General features: G+C 56.2%; 15 protein-coding genes, 1 tRNA gene and 1 pseudogene. 5 read left to right on the top strand and 12 right to left on the bottom strand.

What is annotated here, in order from left to right:
* Window positions 1-20: 20 nt before the first annotated feature.
* Both FH061_RS24605 and FH061_RS24600 read right to left on the bottom strand, forming a co-directional pair.
* Window positions 21-388, bottom strand: a pseudogene (locus FH061_RS24605) (transposase); the annotation flags it as partial.
* Window positions 389-670: 282 nt separating this feature from the next.
* Window positions 671-747, bottom strand: a tRNA-Gln gene (locus tag FH061_RS24600).
* Window positions 748-1,666: 919 nt separating this feature from the next.
* Here FH061_RS24600 and FH061_RS24595 point away from each other — a divergent pair.
* Window positions 1,667-1,951: a hypothetical protein gene (locus tag FH061_RS24595; RefSeq protein ID WP_151638473.1), complete on the top strand. Its 285-nt coding sequence runs from the start codon at window positions 1,667-1,669 to the stop codon at window positions 1,949-1,951.
* A gap of 428 nt (window positions 1,952-2,379) precedes the next feature.
* Complete coding sequence (locus tag FH061_RS24590; protein WP_225984855.1) at window positions 2,380-2,694, top strand: CopD family protein; 315 nt, start codon at window positions 2,380-2,382, stop codon at window positions 2,692-2,694.
* Between the two features lie 273 nt (window positions 2,695-2,967).
* Here the strand turns inward: FH061_RS24590 and FH061_RS24585 are convergent, their stop codons facing one another.
* From FH061_RS24585 to FH061_RS24565, 5 genes are read right to left on the bottom strand one after another with little or no spacing between them, the layout of a single operon-like run.
* Window positions 2,968-3,780, bottom strand: coding sequence for an enoyl-CoA hydratase (locus FH061_RS24585; protein ID WP_151638472.1), 813 nt, complete (start codon window positions 3,778-3,780; stop codon window positions 2,968-2,970).
* A gap of 33 nt (window positions 3,781-3,813) precedes the next feature.
* A complete protein-coding gene (locus tag FH061_RS24580; protein ID WP_151638471.1) occupies window positions 3,814-5,229 on the bottom strand; it encodes an aldehyde dehydrogenase family protein in 1,416 nt (471 codons plus the stop codon).
* Between the two features lie 42 nt (window positions 5,230-5,271).
* A complete protein-coding gene (locus FH061_RS24575; RefSeq protein ID WP_151638470.1) occupies window positions 5,272-6,033 on the bottom strand; it encodes an enoyl-CoA hydratase/isomerase family protein in 762 nt (253 codons plus the stop codon).
* On the bottom strand, window positions 6,026-8,119 hold the full coding sequence (locus FH061_RS24570) for an acetate--CoA ligase family protein (RefSeq protein WP_151638516.1): 2,094 nt from the start codon (window positions 8,117-8,119) through the stop codon (window positions 6,026-6,028). The genes FH061_RS24575 and FH061_RS24570 overlap by 8 nt, the downstream gene beginning before the upstream one ends.
* Window positions 8,120-8,129: 10 nt before the next feature.
* Window positions 8,130-9,113 carry a Bug family tripartite tricarboxylate transporter substrate binding protein gene (locus FH061_RS24565; protein ID WP_151638469.1) on the bottom strand — a complete coding sequence of 328 codons (984 nt, stop codon included), beginning with the start codon at window positions 9,111-9,113 and terminating at the stop codon, window positions 8,130-8,132.
* 138 nt (window positions 9,114-9,251) lie between these two features.
* On the opposite strand from FH061_RS24565, the gene FH061_RS24560 reads away from it, so the two are divergent.
* On the top strand, window positions 9,252-10,169 hold the full coding sequence (locus FH061_RS24560) for a LysR family transcriptional regulator (protein WP_151638468.1): 918 nt from the start codon (window positions 9,252-9,254) through the stop codon (window positions 10,167-10,169).
* Between the two features lie 772 nt (window positions 10,170-10,941).
* Here the strand turns inward: FH061_RS24560 and FH061_RS24550 are convergent.
* From FH061_RS24550 to FH061_RS31870, 5 genes are all read right to left on the bottom strand, one after another.
* Entirely contained in the window at window positions 10,942-11,922 is a 981-nt protein-coding gene (locus FH061_RS24550; RefSeq protein ID WP_151638467.1) for a Bug family tripartite tricarboxylate transporter substrate binding protein, read from the bottom strand.
* 64 nt (window positions 11,923-11,986) lie between these two features.
* A complete protein-coding gene (gene ilvD, locus FH061_RS24545) occupies window positions 11,987-13,660 on the bottom strand; it encodes a dihydroxy-acid dehydratase (RefSeq protein WP_151638466.1) in 1,674 nt (557 codons plus the stop codon).
* Window positions 13,657-15,069 (bottom strand): FAD-dependent oxidoreductase, encoded by a 1,413-nt coding sequence (locus FH061_RS24540; protein WP_225984854.1) that lies wholly within the window; start codon window positions 15,067-15,069, stop codon window positions 13,657-13,659. The genes ilvD and FH061_RS24540 overlap by 4 nt, the downstream gene beginning before the upstream one ends.
* A gap of 90 nt (window positions 15,070-15,159) precedes the next feature.
* Window positions 15,160-16,206 carry a LacI family DNA-binding transcriptional regulator gene (locus FH061_RS24535; RefSeq protein ID WP_151638465.1) on the bottom strand — a complete coding sequence of 349 codons (1,047 nt, stop codon included), beginning with the start codon at window positions 16,204-16,206 and terminating at the stop codon, window positions 15,160-15,162.
* Between the two features lie 965 nt (window positions 16,207-17,171).
* Window positions 17,172-17,471, bottom strand: a complete 300-nt coding sequence (locus FH061_RS31870; protein ID WP_404822508.1) for a putative glycolipid-binding domain-containing protein — start codon at window positions 17,469-17,471, stop codon at window positions 17,172-17,174.
* 403 nt (window positions 17,472-17,874) lie between these two features.
* Between FH061_RS31870 and FH061_RS24525 the strand changes: the two genes are divergently transcribed.
* Together FH061_RS24525 and FH061_RS24520 are read left to right on the top strand one after the other, a co-directional pair.
* A complete protein-coding gene (locus FH061_RS24525) occupies window positions 17,875-18,660 on the top strand; it encodes an N-acyl amino acid synthase FeeM domain-containing protein (RefSeq protein WP_151638464.1) in 786 nt (261 codons plus the stop codon).
* Between the two features lie 92 nt (window positions 18,661-18,752).
* Window positions 18,753-21,692, top strand: a complete 2,940-nt coding sequence (locus FH061_RS24520) for a putative bifunctional diguanylate cyclase/phosphodiesterase (protein WP_151638463.1) — start codon at window positions 18,753-18,755, stop codon at window positions 21,690-21,692.
* Window positions 21,693-21,809 lie beyond the last annotated feature (117 nt).

The raw sequence follows: 21,809 nt of genomic DNA, 5'->3' as shown, positions 1-21,809 counted from the left end.
CGACACAGAACGACGAACTAGCGGCAGACATTGCTGATTCCCTTACCATTGTCCTTACGGAAGTTGGCAATGGTCTCGAAGTCCGGAGTAAGTCGACCGGTCAGCCACATCAGTTCAACATTGCGTTGCGCCTCGGCCTCCAGGCGACGGCTTGACTGAATCCGATTCAGGTAACCATAGTTATAGATCTTAAGAAGGACTGCAGGATGATACGATGGTCTGCCTGTCTTGGCCGGCAAAGCGCCTTCATATCCAAGTGCCGTCAGATCCAGTCCTTCAACAAAGGCATCGATTACGCGGACGGGGTTCTCTTCGCCGATATAGTCGTCCAGGCATTCCGGTAGAAGCGTAGCTTGCGTTCGGTGTTGGCCTCTATAAAGCGTTTCATCGATCCCTCCCGTAGCACCAGTGCCCAGATGTATTACACACTCTGGGCCGCACCCTGCCCTTGCTTCGATTGCAACCAACGGCAGGAAGCAGTCACAAAGCTGCCGTTGTTAAGCTGGCAGATGGTGTTAGCTTTCTACACTTGTGTGCCACGCGCTCGGCATATATGGAAACATATCGTTGCACACGTGGCGAAACTGATAGGCAGTAAGTCTAAGCCCTGCTGCCTGTGGATGTGTGAGTTCGCGCCTTCCTGCCCGCACTAGAAGTCATACATTATGGTTGGCAGAGGAGGAAGGATTCGAACCTTCGAATGCCGGAATCAAAATCCGGTGCCTTGACCAGCTTGGCGACTCCCCTATATGCCAGTTACTTCGCGTGCGAAGGCCGCCACTATAACGATGGGTACGCCGTTCGTCAAATCCGACTGGTAAGTGTTCTTGCGTAGCTGATTGGACTGATCCAGATGCCAATGCCAATCAAGACATTCCATCGGCAGCATCGTCGAACGGTGTACAGAATAGTGAAGCACTTCTCTATAAGGACGGGTAAGCGTTTGGAGCGCCATAGGCCATCACACGGGGGAATGGTGGAAAGGCCTGCGCTATTCTATAGCGACACATTGGATAAGGCGCTCAATAGGTCTCAGGGGTGCTACTACGGACCGCGTAGCTAGGATAAGGCGCTCATTAACCTGTACTGAAACCGTCAACGGGCATAGTCAGCTTTTTTGAACCGTAATTCCCGGCCCTCCAGCTACAGCATGTCTGAGCTCGATCAGTACGTAAAGCCGCTACCCGCGATAACAGGCACAAGGCCTATCAGGGGGCAATTCGACACTTCGAGGTCAAATGGGGCGGCTTTCTGCCCGACACAGCAGAAAGCATTGCCCGTTACTGGTCGACCATACCGAAACGCTGTCGGTCAATAAGCTGCGCCAGCGCCTCGCCGCCCTCGTTCAATGTCACCTCGGCCTGTTATTTCCCGATTACTAAAACAGACCGTCAGATTAAGGAAACGACGTTCAAGGCTCCAGCTCTGGCCCGCCTGTGCCCGGTTGATACCTATTTGGCATGGGTGCATGCCTCTTTTACACGCCGAAATTGGCCCTGTATGGCAGTAATAAATTAAATACGTAAACCTGTATGTTGAACGATGGTATTAACGGATTTGCCAGAAGCAAGATAGTAATGCTCCACTGCGTGGAGGTGCCAAAACAAGTGAACTACATCAATTGGTTTTGCTCTAAAAACGCTCCAATCTGAATTGGGAGCAGACCATGGATCAAACACAGGCTAACGTCGAAAAGATCAAGGAACTAGCCTTGAAACTTCGGGATGAAGGTCTTGCTACAGGCTTAAATCATGGTGATGTCACGATTGCACTAGGCTTTGCAGCTAAACTTCTAGTCGCGGAGGCCTTTGCGAGTAAGAAACAGTCGGTTTCAGAAGAGCAAGCTTACGAAATGGCTAAGGGCGCGCTTATCTTTGGCTTCAACCAAAACATCCAGGTTGTTCCAACAGATTCTGGAAGTCACTCTCTTGAACCCGGTAAGGCGCATTGATCTATCAGCGACTACCCCAAGGTCAAGATCCAGCCCTCCTGTAGCTTCTGTAGAATAGGCCGAACTGTCTTCGCCGCTAGGCTTGACGGTAGAATAGCCGCCTGAGCAATATTAAGTGGAAGCGGGACGACCGGGTGATGTAGCAGTATGTATGCCGCCGGGCCGGACACTATTCAGTTGCTCCCTAGCATTGTCCGAGGAGTGACCCAGTATCGGCGTATCAGGATCGAAGCTTTGCACATGAATAATGGTGAAAGCGTCAGGGTCATGCACTCCGTTAATCCCCAGCATCTCACCGTGAGGACGCAAATCTTTTCTGAACTGGACCGCTAGATTCATCACCGAATAGCGCCGATTAGGCAACGAGCCACTCTGTAAAATACGCGGCATGCACGAACTGTCCGTAATCAAACGCTGCGCTCCACGCCTTGGACGATGACAGTGAGGAGCCGAAAGACGACCGACTGGGGATGCTGGGCCGTGTGGCTAAGCAGGTGGTGCAGTCGGGGGCTAGCTTCGAAATGCCACTGGCTTGGGCCGTCATGACGTTGCTGGGCGTCGTGATGGTGGCGATCTTTATGTACATCCGCTTTGCGCTTTACAAGAAGCTTGGTCAGACTGTTGCAGCGGCCGGGTTGGGCGCTAGTGGTGTGGCCTTGGCGCAGATTCGCACATGGGTCTCGATCAATCTTGGCCTTGGAGGCCTAGTATTGGTTGTCATACTGTTGCGTTGTACGTCCTGAGTCGCGCACTCTACACTTTTTCCCTTCGTCGTACCCGCTGGGGGTGCCCGACTCCCTGGTATTCAAGGTGCAAACCCTCGATCTCGAAAACTTGCGGTGTCCAAACTGGATGAAGATGCATTTAGCGTGCGCTATTACACCATTGAAGATTCCTTGAAAGGCAAGACCATCGCCGAGTGGATGCCGACATCACCGTTCGTCAATATGATGCCACCGACCATAAACGCAGCTTGCCGGTCACACGCTGAATCACTGGATCCAGACGCCAACGCCCTATTTCCCAGTGAACATTGCTGGACGCTTTTCCACAAAGTGCTGCACTCCTTCCGTGAAATCAGCGCTCTGAATACTCAGGAACATTTCCTGATTGGCCTCGGCAACAGCTTCGCCAAGTGTCTGATAAGGCGCCTCCCATAGCTGGCGCTTCATCACGCGTATGGATCTGGGCGATACATTGTCAGCCAGATCGCGGGCGTAAGCGACTGCTTCGTCGAGCAGAACTTCCGGTTCGACGAGGCGGTTTACCAGCTGCATGCGCAGCGCCTCTTCGGCGGATACCTTGCGTGATGACATGAGCAGGTCGGCGGCATGGCCGGGTCCGACCAGCCGCGGCAGTATCCAGGCAATGCCATGCTCGGCAATCAGCCCACGCTTGGCGAAAGCGGTACTAAAGACGGCCTTGGAGCTGGCGAACCGTATGTCGCTGTAGAGCGCCATGATGAGTCCAAGGCCTGCTGCCGCGCCGTTGATGGCCGCAATAATCGGCTTGTGCACCGCAGGAAAGTAAGAGTAGCGCGTCTGGTAGTCCGCACGCCTGTTCATGTCGTAGGGCCGCATCCAGTGTTGCGCGCGGATATCGTCGGGGGGCAGCACTTCCAGCTCTTCCAGGTCCATTCCTGCACAGAAGGCACGTCCCGCCCCTGTCAGAATGATGGCCCGAACCTGAGGGTCCTGCCCGGCCTGCTCCATTGCATCGCGGATCTCGCGTTCCATGACCTTGGTCAGTGCATTCATGCGATCCGGTCGGTTGAGAGTAATGAGCGCGACACGGTCGCGCACTGCATAAGTCAGCTGTTCGAAATTCATTGTCATCTCCACTGGGTTGATGTCGACGGCGGATCACGCCGGCAGTTGAATGGCACGCGGCTCCAGGAATTCCTCGAAGCCGAAAATGCCGTTCTCGCGTCCAATGCCCGACATGCCAAATCCGCCGAACGGCGCGTCAGGGTTGAACGGTGCGCCATTGACGTCTATTTGGCCGGCTCTCAGCCGTCGTGCGACGGCAAGCGCATGGTTTTGGTCGGCAGACCATACCGCTGCGGCGAGTCCGTATCGCGTGCCGTTGGCGATACGGACGGCGTCTTCCTCGGTCTCGTAGGCAATCACGCATAGGACCGGCCCGAAGACTTCTTCCTGTGCGATTTGGCTGTCCGGAGCCACCTTCCCAAGAATGGTGGGAGCGACAAACCAACCTAGCGGCGGCACGGCTTCAGTTCCGGCAATGATTTCGGCGCCTTCCTCCACTGCCGCAGCGATATGGGCCTTTACGCGCTCCCGCTGTTCCATGGATACCAGCGGCCCAATACGGGTGGCCGGATCAGCAGGATCTCCCATTGCGAATGCACCGACACCTTGCTTGAGCAGTGCGATACATTCCGTATAAAGTGCAGCGGGTACCAGCAGACGCGAGATTGCAGTGCAAGTCTGGCCGCTGTTTAGGAAGCATGCCCCTAATGCATGACGCATTGCCAATTTTAAGTCGGCGTCCGCCAGAACGATCGAAGCCGATTTGCCGCCGAGTTCCAGCGCCAGCCGCTTGATGCCGTTTCCTGCCAGTCTTGCGACCCGTTGGCCGGCGGCGGTCGAACCGGTGAACGACACCATATCGACTTCCGGATGATTGACGACCATCTCGCCGGTGATCCTTCCCTCGCCCATCACAAAATTGAAGACGCCCGGCGGTATGCCCGCTTTTTCGATAGCCCGCGCCACTGCATAGGCAGCCGCCGGCGCCAGTTCCGACGGTTTCAATACCACGGTACAGCCGGCGGCAAGCGCGGGTGCGACCTTGGCGGTGATCTGATGCAGCGGATAATTCCACGGCGTGATGCAGGCGACCACGCCTACCGATTCCTGGGTCACGATGGAATTCCTAATCCGCTTTTCAAAAGCAAACTTCTCAGCCATGTCCGCATATGCGGACCATGCAGCTACAGGTGCCTGCACCTGAATGCGCTTCGACAATTTCAGCGGCATGCCAACTTCGTGCGTGATGGCTTCTGCCAATCCATCTATGTCATTGGCGAGCGCGTCGCCCACCTTCCTGATCAGTTGCGCGCGGACGGCGACCGGCATACTTGACCAAGCTAGGAACGCCTGTCTTGCCGCGAGCACCGCATCGCATGCCTCCTTAGTTCCGGCGAGGGCGACTTCGGCCAGCGGCTCGCCGCTGTACGAATCGAGAAGGGAAATGCCCGATACCGGCTCGACGTCTCGCCACTTGCCCCGGATGTATGCCTGTTTGTATTGTTGCATCGTTCGTGTTATTTCTCTCAAAGATAAAAGGAGATGAACGGTTCATGCCTTATTGCGCGCTTCGAGAAAGCGGCGCATGGCCTGTTGAGGTTCGCCCTGCGCATAGCATTCCAGTTGCGCGCGGATGCCTGCCACGCAGGCTTCGTCAAACTTTGCCTGCGTCATGGCGCGAAAACGCTGCTTGGACAGGCGGACCGCCGTGGCGGGGAGCCGCGCTAGTTTGCTGGCCCGTTGACATGCTGCCTGGAACACATCAGAGGGTTCGGCAAGTTCAGTGACCAGTCCAACCTCATGGGCGCGCCGTCCTGTGATGAGCTCACCGGACAGGGAGAGCTGGACATTGTGTGTCATCCCGGTATGCAGGGTCATCAGGTAGGAACCGACGATGCTGGCCAGTCCTGCCTTCACCTCCGGCTGCCCGATTCTTGTGTCCGGGGCGATGATTCGCCAATCCGCGCACAAGGCAATCTGGAACCCGGCGCCGGCGGCAACGCCGTTGATGGCGGCGACACAAGGCTTGTCGAGATCACGTACTGCCTGATACATCGCACGCTGCGCATTGAGCCAGGGAACCAGGGTCTGCCATTCGATCGCACTGGCTTCATCCAGATCTTGTCCCGCGCAGAACGCCTTGTCGCCCGCCCCGGTTAGCACGATGGCACGCACGGCATCGCTGCGATTAAGCATGTTCAGTTCGGAAGACAATTGCTCCCGCAACGCTTGATTGACTGCATTCATGCGCTCTGGACGATGCAAGGTAACAATGGCGACGTCGTCGCGATGCTCAGTTTGAATTTCATTCATCGTTGTTACCCCTCGTGATTTCCACAACGGCATCCACGGCCAACACGCCTTCGCCTCGTGCCAGCACCATCACTGGATTAATGTCGATGGAGCAGAGCCGGTCACGGTAGCGGCAAGCAAAATCCCCTAGCTTCACCGCTGCGTCGGCAAACGCCGCGAGATCGAGCGCTGGCCTGTCGCGATAGCCATGAAATAATGGGGAAATCCGAAGGCGATGCAATGCTTCAAGCACATCCGCGGAGGAAAATGGCGCAAGCAGGGAAATCACATCACGACGCACTTCCACCAACGTGCCGCCCTCGCCCATCATGACGACAGGGCCGAAAACCGGGTCGATTGTCACACCCAGCATGAGTTCATGCACCCCGCGCACCATCGGCGCCACCAGCACCTTGCCGTCTTCGCATCCCATTGCTTTGAATGAATCCAGGCATGCCCGGGCAGCGCGGTGCACATCATGTGACGTCTTTAGATTCAGATGCACCAGGCCGTGCTCACTCTTGTGCGGCACCGCCGCCGCACATCCCTTGACCACGACAGGGCGGTCGAAATTCAAGAAAGCCGCTTTCGCCTCATCTTCGCTGCCGCAGATCACGTGGCTGATGACCGGTATGCCGGCCTGCCGCAGCAGAGACAAGCTTTCGGCTTCTGCCAACGTCCCGGCAGCGCCGGGAAAGTGGATGTCGGAAACCCGAGCTTGCACACGAACGTCATTCACTTTCTTCATCATTGCCTGATGAGAGGCGTATTGATGAAGCGCCCCGATCGCTTCACGCTCGGTACGGAATACCGGTATGCCGTGAGCCTGGAATGCTTGCCGAACAGATGGCTGGGGTGCGCTGAGCGCAACCGGTTTGTCGTATTGCTTTGCGAATTCTGCAGTTGCCCGGGCTAGCGCGGGTACATCGTATCCTGGGCCGGCTACGGGGATGCCGACCAGCAGCATGTCGGCCTGTTCTTCCTTCGCGAGGATGTCGAGAACGCTCGGAAACATGCCGTCGTTACCCATCAATGCTGCGGTTAGATCGAGTGGGTTGCTGGGCGTCGCAAATCCGGGCAAGGTTTCACGCAGGCGCTCACGTGTGTGTGCAGATAAGTCCGCCAATGGCAAACCTACCTGCTCTGCCGCATCGGCGGACATCACGCCGACTGCTCCACTGTGACTGAGCACGACGGTGCGGCGCTCTCCGCATTTGGCGTCGCGCAGGTAGAGCGGCGCGGCCGTGACTATTTCTTGTAGGCTGTGGGCGCGCCATATGCCATGACGGACGAGAAAGGCATCAAGCGCGCCGTCATGACCGATCATCGCGCCAGTATGGGATGCTGCAGCGGCGGCACCCTTGAGGCTAGACCCGCCTTTTAGCAGCACGATGCTGGCGCCGTGTGAACGCGCTATGTCCGCCGCTTCGGCAAGAAAATCAGGGCGTAGCAGGGATTCGATGTAGACCAGAATCAGCTTGATCCCGGGGTCGGCAGCGACAGCTCTGGTCAGCTCAGGCACATCCATGTCGGCATCGTTGCCGGTGGCGCACAGGTAACGCACCCCCAGTCCCATTTCGCGCAGCAAGGCATACGGCATGACGCTGGCGGCGCCGCTCTGGCTGACGATCGCGATCGGGCCATCTTGCGGTTCTACTTCCATAAACATCGTGCTGAAATTGAGTACCGCGCCGTTGGAGAAATTGGCAATACCCTGGGCATTCGGGCCAATGATGCGCATACCGCGTGCTTTTGCATATTCCACCATTTGATGTTGGGCGACGCGGCCCTGATCTCCGGTTTCTGCGAAGCCGGAAGACATGACCACTGCATTGGCGACACCAGCATCAGCGCACTCCTGCACTGCCCTCACGGCATCATCTCCGGCGACAGCGATGATTGCCGTATCGGGCACGCGGCCGATATTGGCCAGCGCAGGATAGGCGCGGCGCCCCTGTATCTCCGTGCGCGCCGGATTTACCGGAAAAACGTCGCCCGCAAAACCGAACTTCGTCATGTAGTGGATCGGGCGACCGCCGACCTTGTTGGGATTGTCAGATGCGCCAATGACGGCGACCGAGGAGGGTTCAAACAATGATGATTTCATGTTCACGCAATCAATCAATAGTGGCGCCGGATGCCTTCACGACCTTGCTCCATTTGGCAGTGTCTTGCTGGATCATGGTGGCGAATGCCTGCGAAGTACCGGGCAGCGGCTCGGCGCCGAGGGCGGCAAGCTTGGATTTAACTTCGGGGTCGGCGAGCATCTTGTTCAGCTGAGTGTGGACGCGGTTGACGATGTCAGCCGGCGTACCCTTTGGTGCCGCCAACCCGAACCAGATGGTGACTTCGTAACCGCTCAGGCCAGACTCCGCGATGGTCGGTACATTTGCCAGCGCCGGCGATCGCGTGCGGCCCGTTACCCCAAGCGGCTTGACTTTGCCGCTGGAGATTTGCGGCACCTGGTTCGATACGGTATCAAACATCATCGAGATCTGTCCGCCCAGCATATCGGTAAAGGCGGCTGCGGATCCCTTGTAAGGCACATGGGTGATATCAATGCCGGCGAGCGATTTGAAGAGCTCGCCCGATATGTGATTGGAACTGCCGTTGCCTGCGGATCCATAGGTCAGCGTTCCCGGCTTCTGCTTGGCAAGGCTGATCAGATCCTTCACCGAATTTGCCTGAAAGGAGGACGAGACCACCAATACATTCGTCGTGGCGGCAACGGAGCCAACAGGCTCGAAGGCCTTGATCGGGTCAATCTTGAAACTCCGATACAGGCTAGGGTTAATCGCCATGGTGCCGGTCGTGGCAAAAAACAAGGTATAGCCGTCGGGGGCCGAATTGGCTGCCACTTCAGTGGCAATGGTGCCTCCAGCGCCACCGCGGTTATCGATTACCACCGCCTGGCCAAGCGACTGCGACAGATGCTGCCCAACTAAGCGCGCCATTCCATCAGTAGGACCGCCAGCCGGAAACGGTACGATGAGCTTGATTGGCTTGTCGGGATACGCCGCCCATACCAAATTTGCCATAAAGAATGAAAGGACGGCCGCCAGCACCGTGAAGATGGAATATGACTTCAAACGCAGCTTCATGCTTGTCTCCTGAGTCGTTGTAATAGCGCGTTACAGTTACCGTATTCTAAGCAGCACCCCAGCCATCCGATAGAGTAAAATCTGCGATACCAGATATCACTTTTATGGATATAAAGTGAAGGAATGTTGGGAATGCGAATGGACCTGAAAAAACTGGAGATTTTCATGCTCGTCGCCGAGTTGGGCTCCCTGTCGAGGGCGGCAAAGGCTGCAGACATGGCTAAGTCGCTGGTAAGCCGCAACATCGCACAGCTCGAGCAGGAATGGGGAGACCGGCTGTTCCAACGCACCGGGCGCGGCGTGGTCCTGTCGGATTTCGGTAGATTTGTGCACCCCGAAGTGCGTGTGTTGCTTGACCAGGCGGGCCGCCTGCAAAGCGCGGTGAAGGAAGCAGCAGGTGTGCCGACCGGGACGGTGCATGTCGGCGTGTTGCCGTCAATGTCGAGACAGCTGGTGACTCAGCTGTTCGAAGCCATGCAGAAGGCAGCACCTGCGGTGCGGCTCCATTTCATCGAAGGCTTCAGCGGCCACCTTGACGAGCAACTGTTGTCGGGGCGACTCGATTTCGCTGTCATCAATCGCTACGGCCCATCGCCGGATCGTGGCGAAGATGTGCTGGGATATGCGGATACTTGCCTCATCGGCGGCAAGGACAGGTTGCCCATGCAGGAAGTTGTGACATTTCAGCAGCTTTCGGACATGCCCCTCGTACTGCCGGCGGCGCCTAACGGCTTGCGATCCATCCTCGACCAAACGAGCCGGCAAAAAGGCTTGACGCTCAACATCGCACTCGAAGTCGACACCTTGTCGGCAATGAAAGATGTCGCGCTGAGCGGCGTCGCCTGCACGGTACTTCCCTTGTTCGCGGTGAGCGAGGAAGTGGCGGATGGAAGACTATGCGCAGCGCAGATCGTCGACCCCGGCATACGGCGCACCATCACGCTCAGCATCACAAAGCAGCGTCCGCTATCGAGCGCAGCGCGGATTGCGGTGTCAAAAATGCGTACGCTTGCCACTGCCATGCTGAGCCAAGCATCGCCTTCGATGCAGGAATGACTGGGGTCCAGCTGATCCAGCACGTTCTCCACCTTGTCAAAATAAAGCTACGCTGCCTGGGTAACGTCCGCCACAACCTCGCTGTCTTGACTTGCTGAATCGGGCGGCTCGGACCCAGTAACCATGGGATTCCGTTTTTAAAAGTGGCCTTAGAAGTACCTGGGTCAAATATCAAACGCTGGCGATCAGGCCGCCATCGACTCTTACCACTGAGCCGGTGACATAGCCCGCCTGCTGGCTGGCTGGCAAGGAACGCGACGACGGAACCGTACTCCTCGGGAAGGCCATGGCGTCCCATCAGGATAGATGCCGTGCTTTCCGCTGCAACTTGCTCGACCGGCTTGCCTTCGCGCTTGGCCTTCTGTTCGTCAAGGAAGGCAATGCGTAAGGTGGCAACGCGTCCAGGCAGTACGATATTGGTAGTTCTGCGTCCCAACCTTGCGCATCGAAAGGGCACGTGCATCGCTGGTCTGCTAGATAGAAATTACTGCGCACATAGGTAACCGGTGAACCCCGCTCAGTCGCCTACCTGCTTGCTTTAACGGCCGCTGCCTGAGTAGCTTCATGCTGATTCCACTGAGTGTTCTTTACACCGCATACATGGTCATGACGCTCTCCATATCTGGTGCACGATGCCTGACTGGCATTTGAGTCCCATGCTTACTCATATCGTGAATGCTGCATAGAACAGTCCCGGTTTGGTGCAAGAAACAATTTTTCAGGCAGGCCGGCCTCTTTCACTATATTGATCCGACCTGCATTCCCCGTACGCTCAGTTGACCGTAGCGCCGGATTCCTTTACGACTTTCGCCCACTTGCTGGTCTCAGACTTGATGTATTCGCCGAACTGCTCTGGCGTGCTGGCAACTATATCAGCGCCAAGCGCTTGCATCTTTTGCTCAACATCCGGCATCTTCAAGATTTTCACAGTGCCTTCGTGGAGTTTGGCGATAATTTCCTTAGGCGTGCCGGCCGGGGCCAAGATGCCGCCCCAGGAGCTGGAGTCGAATCCGGGAACGCCTGAGTCTGCGATCGGCTTAACGTCCGGGAGTACAGCGGACGGCTTTGCGGTCGCCATTCCGATCGGGCGCACCTTTCCGGACTTAATATGCGGCAGCGCGGCCGGCAGGGTGGCGAACATCATCGATACCTGACCGCCGATCACGTCATTCATTGCCGGCCCGTCTCCCTTGTACGGCACATGCATGATGTCGATGCCCGCCATCGATTTGAGTAGTTCACCGGTCAGGTGGTTTGACGAACCGTTGCCGGCCGAAGCAAACGTAAGCTTGTTGGTCTTCGCGTAAGAGATGAGATCCTTCACATTCTTTACTGGCAGTGAATTATTGACCACCAGTACGATAGGAACGGTTGTGGTTTGTGTCACTGGCGCAAAGCTCTTGACCACATCGTAGGAAAGCTTATACATGCTGGCGCTGATTGCATTCGGGCCGACATTTCCCATCAGGATAGTGTAGCCATCGGCGGGAGCCCGAGCCACGAATTCTGAAGCGATGTTGCCGTTGGCGCCAGGACGGTTCTCTACCACTACCGGCTGCCCCCAGATTTCTGTCATTTTCTGACCGAGTACGCGCGCTGTCACGTCGGACGCGCCGCCTGGGGGATAAGGCACAATGAAACGGATAGGCTTATCAGGAAAATTCGCCGCGCTCTGGGCCAATGCCGACGCTCCGAATCCTGCGACAGCCGCAGCGCAGCACATTACGCTAAAAATTCTGGTAATTGTTTTCATCAGATGCTCCTTTCAACTCTTTGTATAGAGACTTCGAACAAGTACTTGCTTCCAATGCTGCGAATCAGGTCTTTGGCTTGAGCGTTCCTCCTTCGGAAAGCGGCCGGACCATGTGCTGATAGATACGCAGCCAGCCTTTCGGCTCGGATGGTTGGAACGGCTTCAATGCGGCACGCCGGCTGTCGAGTTCCTGCGCCGGCAGCTCGATCTCGACCTTGCGGCATTCGACATCGATCAGCACTTCATCGCCGTCGCGCAGCAGGGCGATCGGTCCGCCGTCGGCGGCTTCCGGCATAACTTGGCCGATCGTGAATCCTCGGTTCAGGCCCGACAACTGTCCGTCGGTGATCACTGCGATCTCCTTGCCGAGATCCGATCCGTTGACGGCAGCGACAAACCAGGATGCTGATGCAACGCCGGGACCGCCGCGGGCACCGAGGCCGCGCAGCACGATCACTTCACCGCCGAGGATCTCGCCGTTCGAAAGTGCACCCATTGCCGCTTCCTGCGTCTCGAAGACCCGGCATTTTCCTCTGAAGGAGGACGCCTTGTCACCGATCCCCAATTTCATAATCGCGCCTTCCGGCGCCAGCGAGCCGTGCAAGATCACCACCGACGGCCCCGGGCTGACCGGCTTCTCCAGCGTTGTGATCACGGCCTCATCGAGCACCTTCGCATGCTGCAGATTGTCCTTCAGCGTCTTCCCGTTAGCAGTCAGTACATCGGTCGCGAGTAGCGGTTCGAGCCGCTTCATCACCGCATGTGCGCCGCCCGCTGCATCGAGTTCCTCAATCCGACGCGGGCCGTTGGGCTTGACGGCAGACAACAGCGGCACCTTGCCGTCCAGTTCCTCGACCAGCTTATACACATCAACCGGGATCTCGCCTTCCGCTGCCACGCCTTGCAGATGGCGCAGCATGTTGATCGAACCGCTGACCGCCAACCCGACTGTAATCGCATTCCTGAAGGCGGCCGGCGTCATAATCTGGTGCGGTCGCAGGTCTTCATTCACCATCTCGACAATGCGGCGCCCCGCTGCGCTCGCGTACTCCTTCATCTTTTCGCTGCGGGCCGCAACCGGAGCGCTGCCTGGCAAGGTCATTCCGATTGCCTCCGCCATGATGTGCATCGTGTTCGCAGTACCCATGCCGGCGCAGACGCCGGGCCCCTGCACCGCGACATTGCACATGTCGGAGATGTCCCTAATCGAGATCTTCTTAGACGCCAGTTCTCCCACTGACTCGAATACATCCTCAATGTCGACCGGCTTGCCTTCATGCCGGCCGCATCCCTGGTAACCTCCTATGACTAGAATCGAGGGAATATTAAGGCGAGCTGCCGCCATCATGTGCGCTGGCGCAGTCTTGTCGCAACTGCTCAGGCAGACCATGCCGTCCAGCACCGCGCCTTCCACTGATACTTCGATATCGTTGACCATCAGGTCGCGCGCTGGCATCAGATAGCGACCGCTGCGGCCGGCGCCGGTGATGAAGTCGCTGGGTGCAGTGCTCTTGATCTCGAACGGCACGCCCCCGGCCTCGCGAATCGCGTGTTTTACAATGTCCGCCACCTCATCGAGATGGCTGAAACAGATCGACAGCTCCGAAGACGTATTGATTACTGCGATCTTCGGCTTTTCCATGTCTGCTTCCGGAATGCCGAGTGCATGCCATTGTGCCTTGCGCAGTGCCCAGCGAGTTGTGCCCGGTTCGAAGTTGGAACGGTATTTTTTCGTCATGATGCGCCTTCTGTTTGCAGTTGTTCGGCAGCGCGCGTGCCAGCCACCGGGGAGAGAATTGCACCCTGCTTCAGCAATTGTTTCTGCAGCAAGGCGGTGTCTATTGCATCGAGTGCCACGCAGGAATTACAGGCAATTGCGGCGGCTGTACCGGCGGCTTCTCCAAGCGCCATGCACACAGCCGCGACCCGCATTGATGCATGCGCGTCATGTGATGCTGATGAACAGCGGCCAGCCACCAGCAGTCCGCTTGCACCTGTCGGCAACATCATCCGGTATGGCAGCTGGTAATAGGCGCCGGGTTCCAGAAATACCCATTTTGTCGCGCGCCCGGCGCCGTGTTCCTCAACAGGCCAAGCGCTGCAGGCGACTGCATCGTCAAAGCGCGCTTGGCCGAGCACATCCTGAAGCGACAGCGAATACCGACCCTGTATGCGGCGGCTTTCGCGTACCCCAATGAAAGCGCCGATGTCGGCGATGTAACAGTTTTCATAGCCAGGAACGAAGTTACGGAAAGCCTGCAGGTACATTTTCAGCTGCCTGCGGCCTTCCAGTTCCGCTTCAGTCAGTTCCGCTGTATTGAGCGGATCAGGCGCACGATCGTCCTTTACAACGCGTGTAATGTTCATATGCATCGAATTCGGCTGCGTGCTGAACGCACCGCCTGCGGTGCGCGGCAAGTTGAGTCCGCTCGCAACCGCTTTTTCCAAATAGCTCCGCAGTTCATCCCGCGAAATCCCGGTCGCGCGCTGTACATCGACGCCGCCGAACCGGAACATGGTGGTCGGCGCCTGGATCACCGCCGGGTCATGCTCGAACGGTACTCCGGCAAGCGCCGCGATATCCGCGTCACCAGTGCAATCGATAACAACATCGGCAAGGCAGGCCCAGCGTCCGTCGCGCCCTTCGAAGATCACGCCGCGCACCCGGTTGTCCTGCATGTGTACCGCAACTGCAGTGCAATGGAACGCAAGCTGCACTCCTGCTTCCGTCACGACTTCATCGCAGGCAATCTTCATCGCCGACGGGTCGTAGGGCATGGAGGCCGTCTTCAGCCAGCGCATCGGCTCGCTCGGCCCACCCATTTGCTGCAACCGGTCGATCAGTTCCTGTGCAAAACCACCGACCACCGGCGTCACTTGCTCACCGTCGACAGTGTACATTCCGCAGATGCTGCCCAGCGTGACCATGGTGATGGTCCCGCCGAGAAAACCGTTGCGCTCGACCATCAACACCTTTCTTCCCAATCTGGCCGCTGTGGTCGCTGCCGCAATTCCTGCAGAACCGCCACCTACAACCAGTACTTCAACAACATGCCTAACCGACACTCTTCGTGACGGCTCTTCCAGGCTGTCTGGTGCAACTTCCTTTGCCGTTAATGCCATGTCTAACTCCTGCTTGGTTTGCATTTTTGTCGGGCAAAGCGAACCCATTGCGCCGGCCTTCGGCGGCGGTTTGCATTGCTTGACTTGTTTTTTACCGTCCTGCGCTGGCTTGGGTCAGCCGCTGGCGGCGTAGCGTGCGGTCGAACTTCGGATGACAAGGTCGTTCGGGAGGCAGACGTGCTGCCAGCCGTCGCCGATGCCGCGAATCCGCTGCAGCAGCAGATTGATTGCTGTCTCCGCCATCAGCGCGAGCGGCTGGCGAATTGTGGTTAAATCGAAGCTGTGCCAAGACGCCATTTCGATATCGTCGTAGCCGACTATCCAGAGATCGGCCGGCACCTCAATGCCTCTAGCGCGCGCGGCATCCCTAGCGCCCAGCGCGATCACGTCATTCACGCAGAAGATTGCATCTGGATAGTCGGCAAGATCGAGCAGGCGCGATGCGGCATCAAATCCTGTCTTGTAGGAAAAAACATCGACTGTGACACAGTGCATGCTGTCAATCGGGTTGCCAAGTGCTTTCAGGGTTCGGCGGAACCCAACTTCCCGATCGCGTATGGTGCTCGCATCGTCAGGGCCGGTGATCAGGCCGATACGCCGCCGCCCGGATTTGAACAGATACTCCGCCACCTTGTGGCCGCCGCCGAGATTATCGCTGGAGACTTGGTCACACGGCCATCCTTCCACTACCCGGTTGATCAGGACAACCGGCGCGTTCAGTCGCAGCGCTTCGTACAGGGGTGTGGAATCAGCAGTCGCCGTGGTCATGATGACACCATCTACGCGGCTTTCATGAATCGCATCCATGGCCGCCTTTTCATCCAGTTCATCGGAATTCCAGACGACCATCCTGAAACCAGCGCCATTCAGGCACTTTCCGAGGATTTGCAAAAGTTCGGGGTATAACGGGTTTGCAAGCCGTGAAACCACCACGCCGATGTTCCCAGTCTGGCTAGTGCGCATCGCGCGTGCCATTGCATTCGGGCGGTAACCGAGTTCGCGTACGGCGGCAATCACCCTTTCCCGAGCTTCTTTGCCGACCTTCGTGTTTCCCGTGAGGACGCGCGATACCGTGGATTGCGAAACCCGTGCGCGGCGCGCGATATCGTGGCTCGTGACGGGGCTGCCTTTCGAATACGTATGCAAGCTTGTCTCCAACATGCGTTCAGCTGAAGGTGATTAAAGCATGAATACGTATTCACGCCAACCTGGCTTGAAAATGTTTAAATTTCCTTAGTGCAAGTTCATACACGACACGTCATGTATGCCCTTCACTCTATTAAATCTGCGGTAACGCCAGCACCCTTGATGGCACTTTATGCGATCCCTCCGCCCGGGCCTTCGAAAACAGAGTAAGCTTGTGTCCTCACCCAAACGTCCGGCTTGCAAACATAAAGCCACTTCCATATCGCGCCTGGCTTCGCAGGAATATGTTGGGGAACGCACGCGGAATTTTCACCATATCGCCCAATTACGGGGAAGAGATTCCTAAACTTTAAAAGCTACGTTCCTACGCCATTGAAGCGAAGGCTGACTACCCGCTTATTTTGCGAATCAAGGGAAATTAGTGAATAGAACGTTTCGAAATAATGCTGTTCCGATAGAACGTTGGATATGGCGCCGGGGTAGTATTGAATTTTGTCCGGCGTTTGGTTTTGCGACATTATCGCCAGAATGTCTTGGTTGAGAGCAGTCGCTGTCGGCGTCTCGTTCGTCGTAACATATAGGCGAATGGCTGGGACGTCAAAAGCCTTATGGAATATGTTGGCTGGAAGTATGTCCATTCAGCTATGCGCTATGTGGCGCTCGATTCCACAAAATAAGGAGAAAATAGGGCTAGATCCGAATTTCCAGCTAGCCCTTCTCCCTTTTTCAGAGAAACGTTCGATACGGACTTAGGGGAGTATCGAATATTATTTACTTGGCGCAGGAACCGACCGCAAGCTGGCTGAGAGCCGCCTCGATGATTGGTATCAGACCAGGTATAACCCTTTTTCCGTTTCCAACACCACATAGTCGCAGTCCTCACTTCCGGCTCAGGACAAAACGTCTGAGGCAAGTCTCGAAACAGACGCGACCGGTGCCTATTCAATACTTGGCGGCACAGGATGACCCATTGTTGCCCGTCAGCGTTCCAATCTCACGCGTCGGAATAAACCAGGATAGTCCTGCACAACGCCGTCTTCATCCACTGGTAACTCTACTTTGAACCCGCTCCCATCCAAGTTTTCGAAGAGGTATAGTCTTTCGGATAGGCGGGTGTAACTCTGAGATTGAGGTCGCACGGTTAAGTCGGGTCCGTGTACCCATGCCATGCAAAATTCTTTACGCTCGCCAATCGCAAGCGGCTGGCGACGAATTGGAAAAGTATTGGTGAATGGGGTAGGCCAAATGTCGATGTCGCGGCAGCCATTCAATTCGGCGATTTGCCTGTGGCGGCATCCGAAGAACAGTATGCAGACTCCTTCTTTTGAATTCGCTAAATCAATGTATTAGCTCCTAAGCTAAGGCGAGCCGATACGATTAAGAAGAAGCATTATCGCAATCCCATAGGTAATGGGGGCCCATCTATGCGCTTGCTAATACAAGGCGGAATAGTGCTGAACAGGTAGATGGAAAGTGACTAGCACAAAGCGCAGATTTTCTTGATCATAATTAGATAGGTTTTTCCCCTTCATTTTTCCAAATTTCGGCCGTTAGCTTGAGTATTGCAGCATCAAGATGCGCATGCCGAACAGTCCGTGCATGCCTGCGGACCGCTATTGACGAACGCCTGACGGTTTATCCGTCTGGCCTCGTTTAGTCTTTACATCTTCAGGGAGTATCGCAATGCATACAGAATTCAATCTAAACGCACTCAAGAATGCAAGCGACAAGAACGTTGCTGCCCCTGCTTTCGCCGTAACGAATATGCAGATGAAGCAGGAGAGGCTGCCCTTTACCATCAAGATCGTAGAGAACGATATCGACCTCTATAAGGCCGTGCAGATACGACATCAGGCATACGCTCGTCATGTCCCTGCATTTGCCGAAAGCTTACGTAGTCCGGAAGCGGCTGATTATGCCGATGACACTGTCGTGCTGCTAGCCGAATCCAAGCTTGATGGCTCACCGCTTGGCAGCGTACGGATCCAGACCAATGCCTACCGGTCGCTTAGCATCGAAAAATCTGTGGTCTTCCCCGATTGGCTGGAAGGGTACTCGCTCGCTGAAGTGACCCGGTTAGGCATCGAAGAAGGACGTGTCGGACGTATCGTTAAAATAGCGCTTATCAAGGCCTGTTTTGAGTACTGTGCGCGTAATGGGATTGACTATGCAGTCGCAGCAGGCCGGGCTCCCATCGATCGGCACTATGAGCAGTTGCTGTTTGAGGACCTATTTCCAGAAACCGGGTTTCTTCCCCTTCAGCATGCCGGCAATCTTCCTCATCGTGTGATGTTCTTCGAGATCGCAACCGGTGAGCAGCGATGGACAGCAGCCAATCATCCACTGCTGCAGTTCTTTTGCCATACCCATCACCCCGATATCATGGTCACATCGTCGGCGAAGATGAAATCCAGCCACTTCAGGCAGTCCAGCACGCCGCGCGGCATGCCAGAGACCCTGTTTGCATAAGTCGAAAGTGACTTTCCTCTAACGCGACTGGTATCCTATTGGCAACTGACACGGCAGTCACCCGCTGCCGTCTGGCTTACCGGATCGCGACCATGCCTTACATGCCCTTCTCGTTGACCAAGCTGAGTCGATACCAGACAGCGCTGGAGACACTGCTGCGTGCACTGTCCCTGTTCGCCGTACCCGTTATCATTGTACTGATTTCAATCATTGCACTGGTTTTCTGGGACAACCACTACGCGGCCAAAGGCGATCGACCGCTGGAATTGCGCGTATGGTCAGGTCAGCCATCGCTGGCGCTTGCTGAAGCCCGCGATAAGGTCGATCTTGTTGCTCCAGTGAAATATTTTAATACCGACCTGTCCGAGGAACCGGTATGGTTTGGATTTACAGCAAGTGGAGCGCCCGGCCGTTATACGGTCGAATTTCCATCCAGGCACGCCACCGAGATCGCCTGCTGGGATGCGATCCGAGGTGACATGCTCGGCTCCGGATCGCGCAGCATCACGCAAGGGCAAATCAAACAGGCAAAGGCTGGTTTTGCCCTCGACATTACAGAATTGCCTTCAAAGATTCTCTGCAAGGCCTCCTTTGCCGGACCGGCGCGCCTGACGGCGAGCCTTTGGCCATCCGCGGAACTGGATCACGCGATCCAACATTACCATCGCAAATCGGGGCTGCTTGATGGCGGGCTGACGGTACTCGCTGTATTCGTGCTGGTCACCGCATTGATGAACCGGCAAAGCCTTAACCTGTTGTTCGCGGCATGGCTGTTCGTGAATTTGCGGGTTGGCGCCTTGTCTGCAGGCTGGGATACACAATGGCTCGGGCAGGAAGTCCCCGAGCAATGGATCCTGTTTAGCCGGGCGTTTATGGTTGCACTGTATGCCCTTCTGACATTAACTCTTTATCAGGAGCTGTTTCGGGAGGACTTGGCCCGCACCAAGTCGCGTGGCACCTTAGTAGCGGCACAATGGCTTTGCCCGCTCCTGTTGCTTGCTTCCATCGCACTGCCGTTCCGCCATTTCCTGCCTGTGATGTGGGTGATGGCCGGTCTCGGCCTTCTGCTGATGATGGTGAGCCTGACGTCGGTCATCCGGCAATCTCGTAGTCGCGTAGCCCTATGGTATGCGGCGTCATTTGGCGTCACCTTTGTCACCAGCCTGCTGGAAGTCGTTGCTGCGGCATCGGGGCGACGGGAATTGGTAGGGCTCATCAATAGTGTCACTGGCGCCCTGCTTTCCAGTCTGTTGACGGCGCTTGCCCTGGCCGAGCAAATGCGCCAGGAGCAACGGCAACGGATGGAGGCACAGGCGCAGCTTCGCCATGCTTACGAAGTCATGCCGATTGGATTATTCACATTGGATGGACGCGGCCAATTTGTCAGTGCCAACGCCGCCCTAAATGAAATACTGGGAACAAATGTGCTTACTGCTGCCGACTTATCCTGGCAGCAATACTTTGAAGACAATGCCTGGACACGGTTGCACGGCCTGGTGCACGGCCAGCAGGATCGAGAGCTGGAATTGCGTAGCCGTGCCGGTGATCGGCGCTTCCTGGTAAAGGCCACGCTGGCCCAGGAAAAGATCGAGGGCTTTTTGCAGGATGTGACCGAGAAAGCGAAAGCCACCGAGGAATTACGCTTCATGGCCAATAATGATCCGCTGACCCGGGTGTTCAATCGACGCGGAATCGAAGACGCGTTCAAGCGATCAAGTCCAACTACCGGGACTAAGCCACTGACATTGGCTTATCTGGATCTGGACAGGTTCAAACTGATCAATGATTTGTTTGGCCATGCGGCCGGTGATGAAGTGCTCAAGCAAGTCTGCCAGCGTATTGGCGCGATCCTGCCGTCTAGCCACTCAGTGGGGCGGGTAGGCGGGGATGAATTCCTGATTGTAATGCCGGACACCGCGCTACCGCTGGCAACGCTGATATGCCGAGGCCTGGTTGAAACTATTGGCAACACGCCTTACCGGGTGGCCGACAAGGCATTTCATGTGCGTGGCTCGGTAGGGCTCATTGACGTCAGCCCGGAGATGCCGATCAAGGATGCCATGTCGACGGCAGACCGCGCCTGCCGCGAAGCCAAGGCTGCTCCGGACGGATTGGTCGTCTATGAGAAAAATGCTTCTGCGTTTCATGAACGGGAAATGGAACTAGGTTTTATCGAACGGCTCTCCGGCCACGATGCCACCAATGACTTGTTTCTCGAAATGCAGCCCATCATGTCATTGCGCGCACCGCAAGAGTCACTTAATTTCGAGGTTCTGCTACGAATGCGGGACCGGGATGGCAGTACCATTCCGGCCGGACGCATTATCGGTGCGGCTGAAAAGTGCGGGCGCACCGGTGTGATTGATCGATGGGTGTTAAGTACGACCTTGGGCTGGATTGAGACAAACTATGAACGGTTGCAGCAGACGCAGTTCGTCTGCCTGAACTTGAGCGGCGCATCGTTGAACGACGAACGCTTCGTGCAAGACGCCTTGTCCATTCTGGCGGATCATCCAAAAGCGGCGAAGCGTGTATGCATCGAGATTACAGAAAGCGTTGCGCTGCACGACCTCAACAATACCCGCCGGTTTATTGACCAGGTATGCAGCTATGGGGCAAAGATCGGGCTCGATGATTTCGGTGCAGGGTACACATCATTCTCCTATCTGAAAGAGCTTCCTGCAGACGTATTGAAAATCGACGGCAATTTCGTGGTCAATATCAATGCGCACCCTGCGAACGTCGCCATTGTGGAGGCGATCGTAAACCTGGCAGTGAATCTTGGCATGAAGACGATTGCCGAATGGGCCGAAGACGCGGCAACGGTAGAAACGCTTGCTGAGATTGGGGTCGACTATGTTCAGGGCTATGTGATCTCCCGCTCTCAACCTCCTGATAAACTGCTGACGGCATCCTCTTCGACAAGCTTTATCACCGACGAGACGCTTTTGACGCTGGTCCAACGCTTAGGCTCGAACTCGGACATCCTTGCGTCAGCTCCCAATGTCGTTCGTCTGGGCGACTTGCATTAGGTCCTTCCTTGCAAATTGTCCTATGAAGATTTGCACTGATTATCATTGCAAGCAACCCATAAAAGCCGCCAGCAAGCTCTAGCTTCGCGCAAATCGTGATGCATATCCTAACTACTT

The organism is Noviherbaspirillum aerium (genome assembly GCF_008929045.1).
Classification (GTDB): domain Bacteria; phylum Pseudomonadota; class Gammaproteobacteria; order Burkholderiales; family Burkholderiaceae_D; genus Noviherbaspirillum; species Noviherbaspirillum aerium.
This window is presented reverse-complemented; position numbering and strand designations above follow the sequence as displayed.

Coding starts and splice junctions, on each gene's coding strand:
- FH061_RS24535 (WP_151638465.1), bottom strand. CDS start 16,206: ATGTTGGAGACAAGCTTGCATACGTATTCGAAAGGCAGCCCCGTCACG.
- FH061_RS24570 (WP_151638516.1), bottom strand. CDS start 8,119: ATGAAATCATCATTGTTTGAACCCTCCTCGGTCGCCGTCATTGGCGCA.
- FH061_RS24585 (WP_151638472.1), bottom strand. CDS start 3,780: ATGAATTTCGAACAGCTGACTTATGCAGTGCGCGACCGTGTCGCGCTC.
- FH061_RS24575 (WP_151638470.1), bottom strand. CDS start 6,033: ATGAATGAAATTCAAACTGAGCATCGCGACGACGTCGCCATTGTTACC.
- FH061_RS24595 (WP_151638473.1), top strand. CDS start 1,667: ATGGATCAAACACAGGCTAACGTCGAAAAGATCAAGGAACTAGCCTTG.
- FH061_RS24525 (WP_151638464.1), top strand. CDS start 17,875: ATGCATACAGAATTCAATCTAAACGCACTCAAGAATGCAAGCGACAAG.
- FH061_RS24565 (WP_151638469.1), bottom strand. CDS start 9,113: ATGAAGCTGCGTTTGAAGTCATATTCCATCTTCACGGTGCTGGCGGCC.
- FH061_RS24520 (WP_151638463.1), top strand. CDS start 18,753: ATGCCTTACATGCCCTTCTCGTTGACCAAGCTGAGTCGATACCAGACA.
- FH061_RS24580 (WP_151638471.1), bottom strand. CDS start 5,229: ATGCAACAATACAAACAGGCATACATCCGGGGCAAGTGGCGAGACGTC.
- FH061_RS24550 (WP_151638467.1), bottom strand. CDS start 11,922: ATGAAAACAATTACCAGAATTTTTAGCGTAATGTGCTGCGCTGCGGCT.
- FH061_RS24560 (WP_151638468.1), top strand. CDS start 9,252: ATGGACCTGAAAAAACTGGAGATTTTCATGCTCGTCGCCGAGTTGGGC.
- ilvD (WP_151638466.1), bottom strand. CDS start 13,660: ATGACGAAAAAATACCGTTCCAACTTCGAACCGGGCACAACTCGCTGG.
- FH061_RS24540 (WP_225984854.1), bottom strand. CDS start 15,069: ATGCAAACCAAGCAGGAGTTAGACATGGCATTAACGGCAAAGGAAGTT.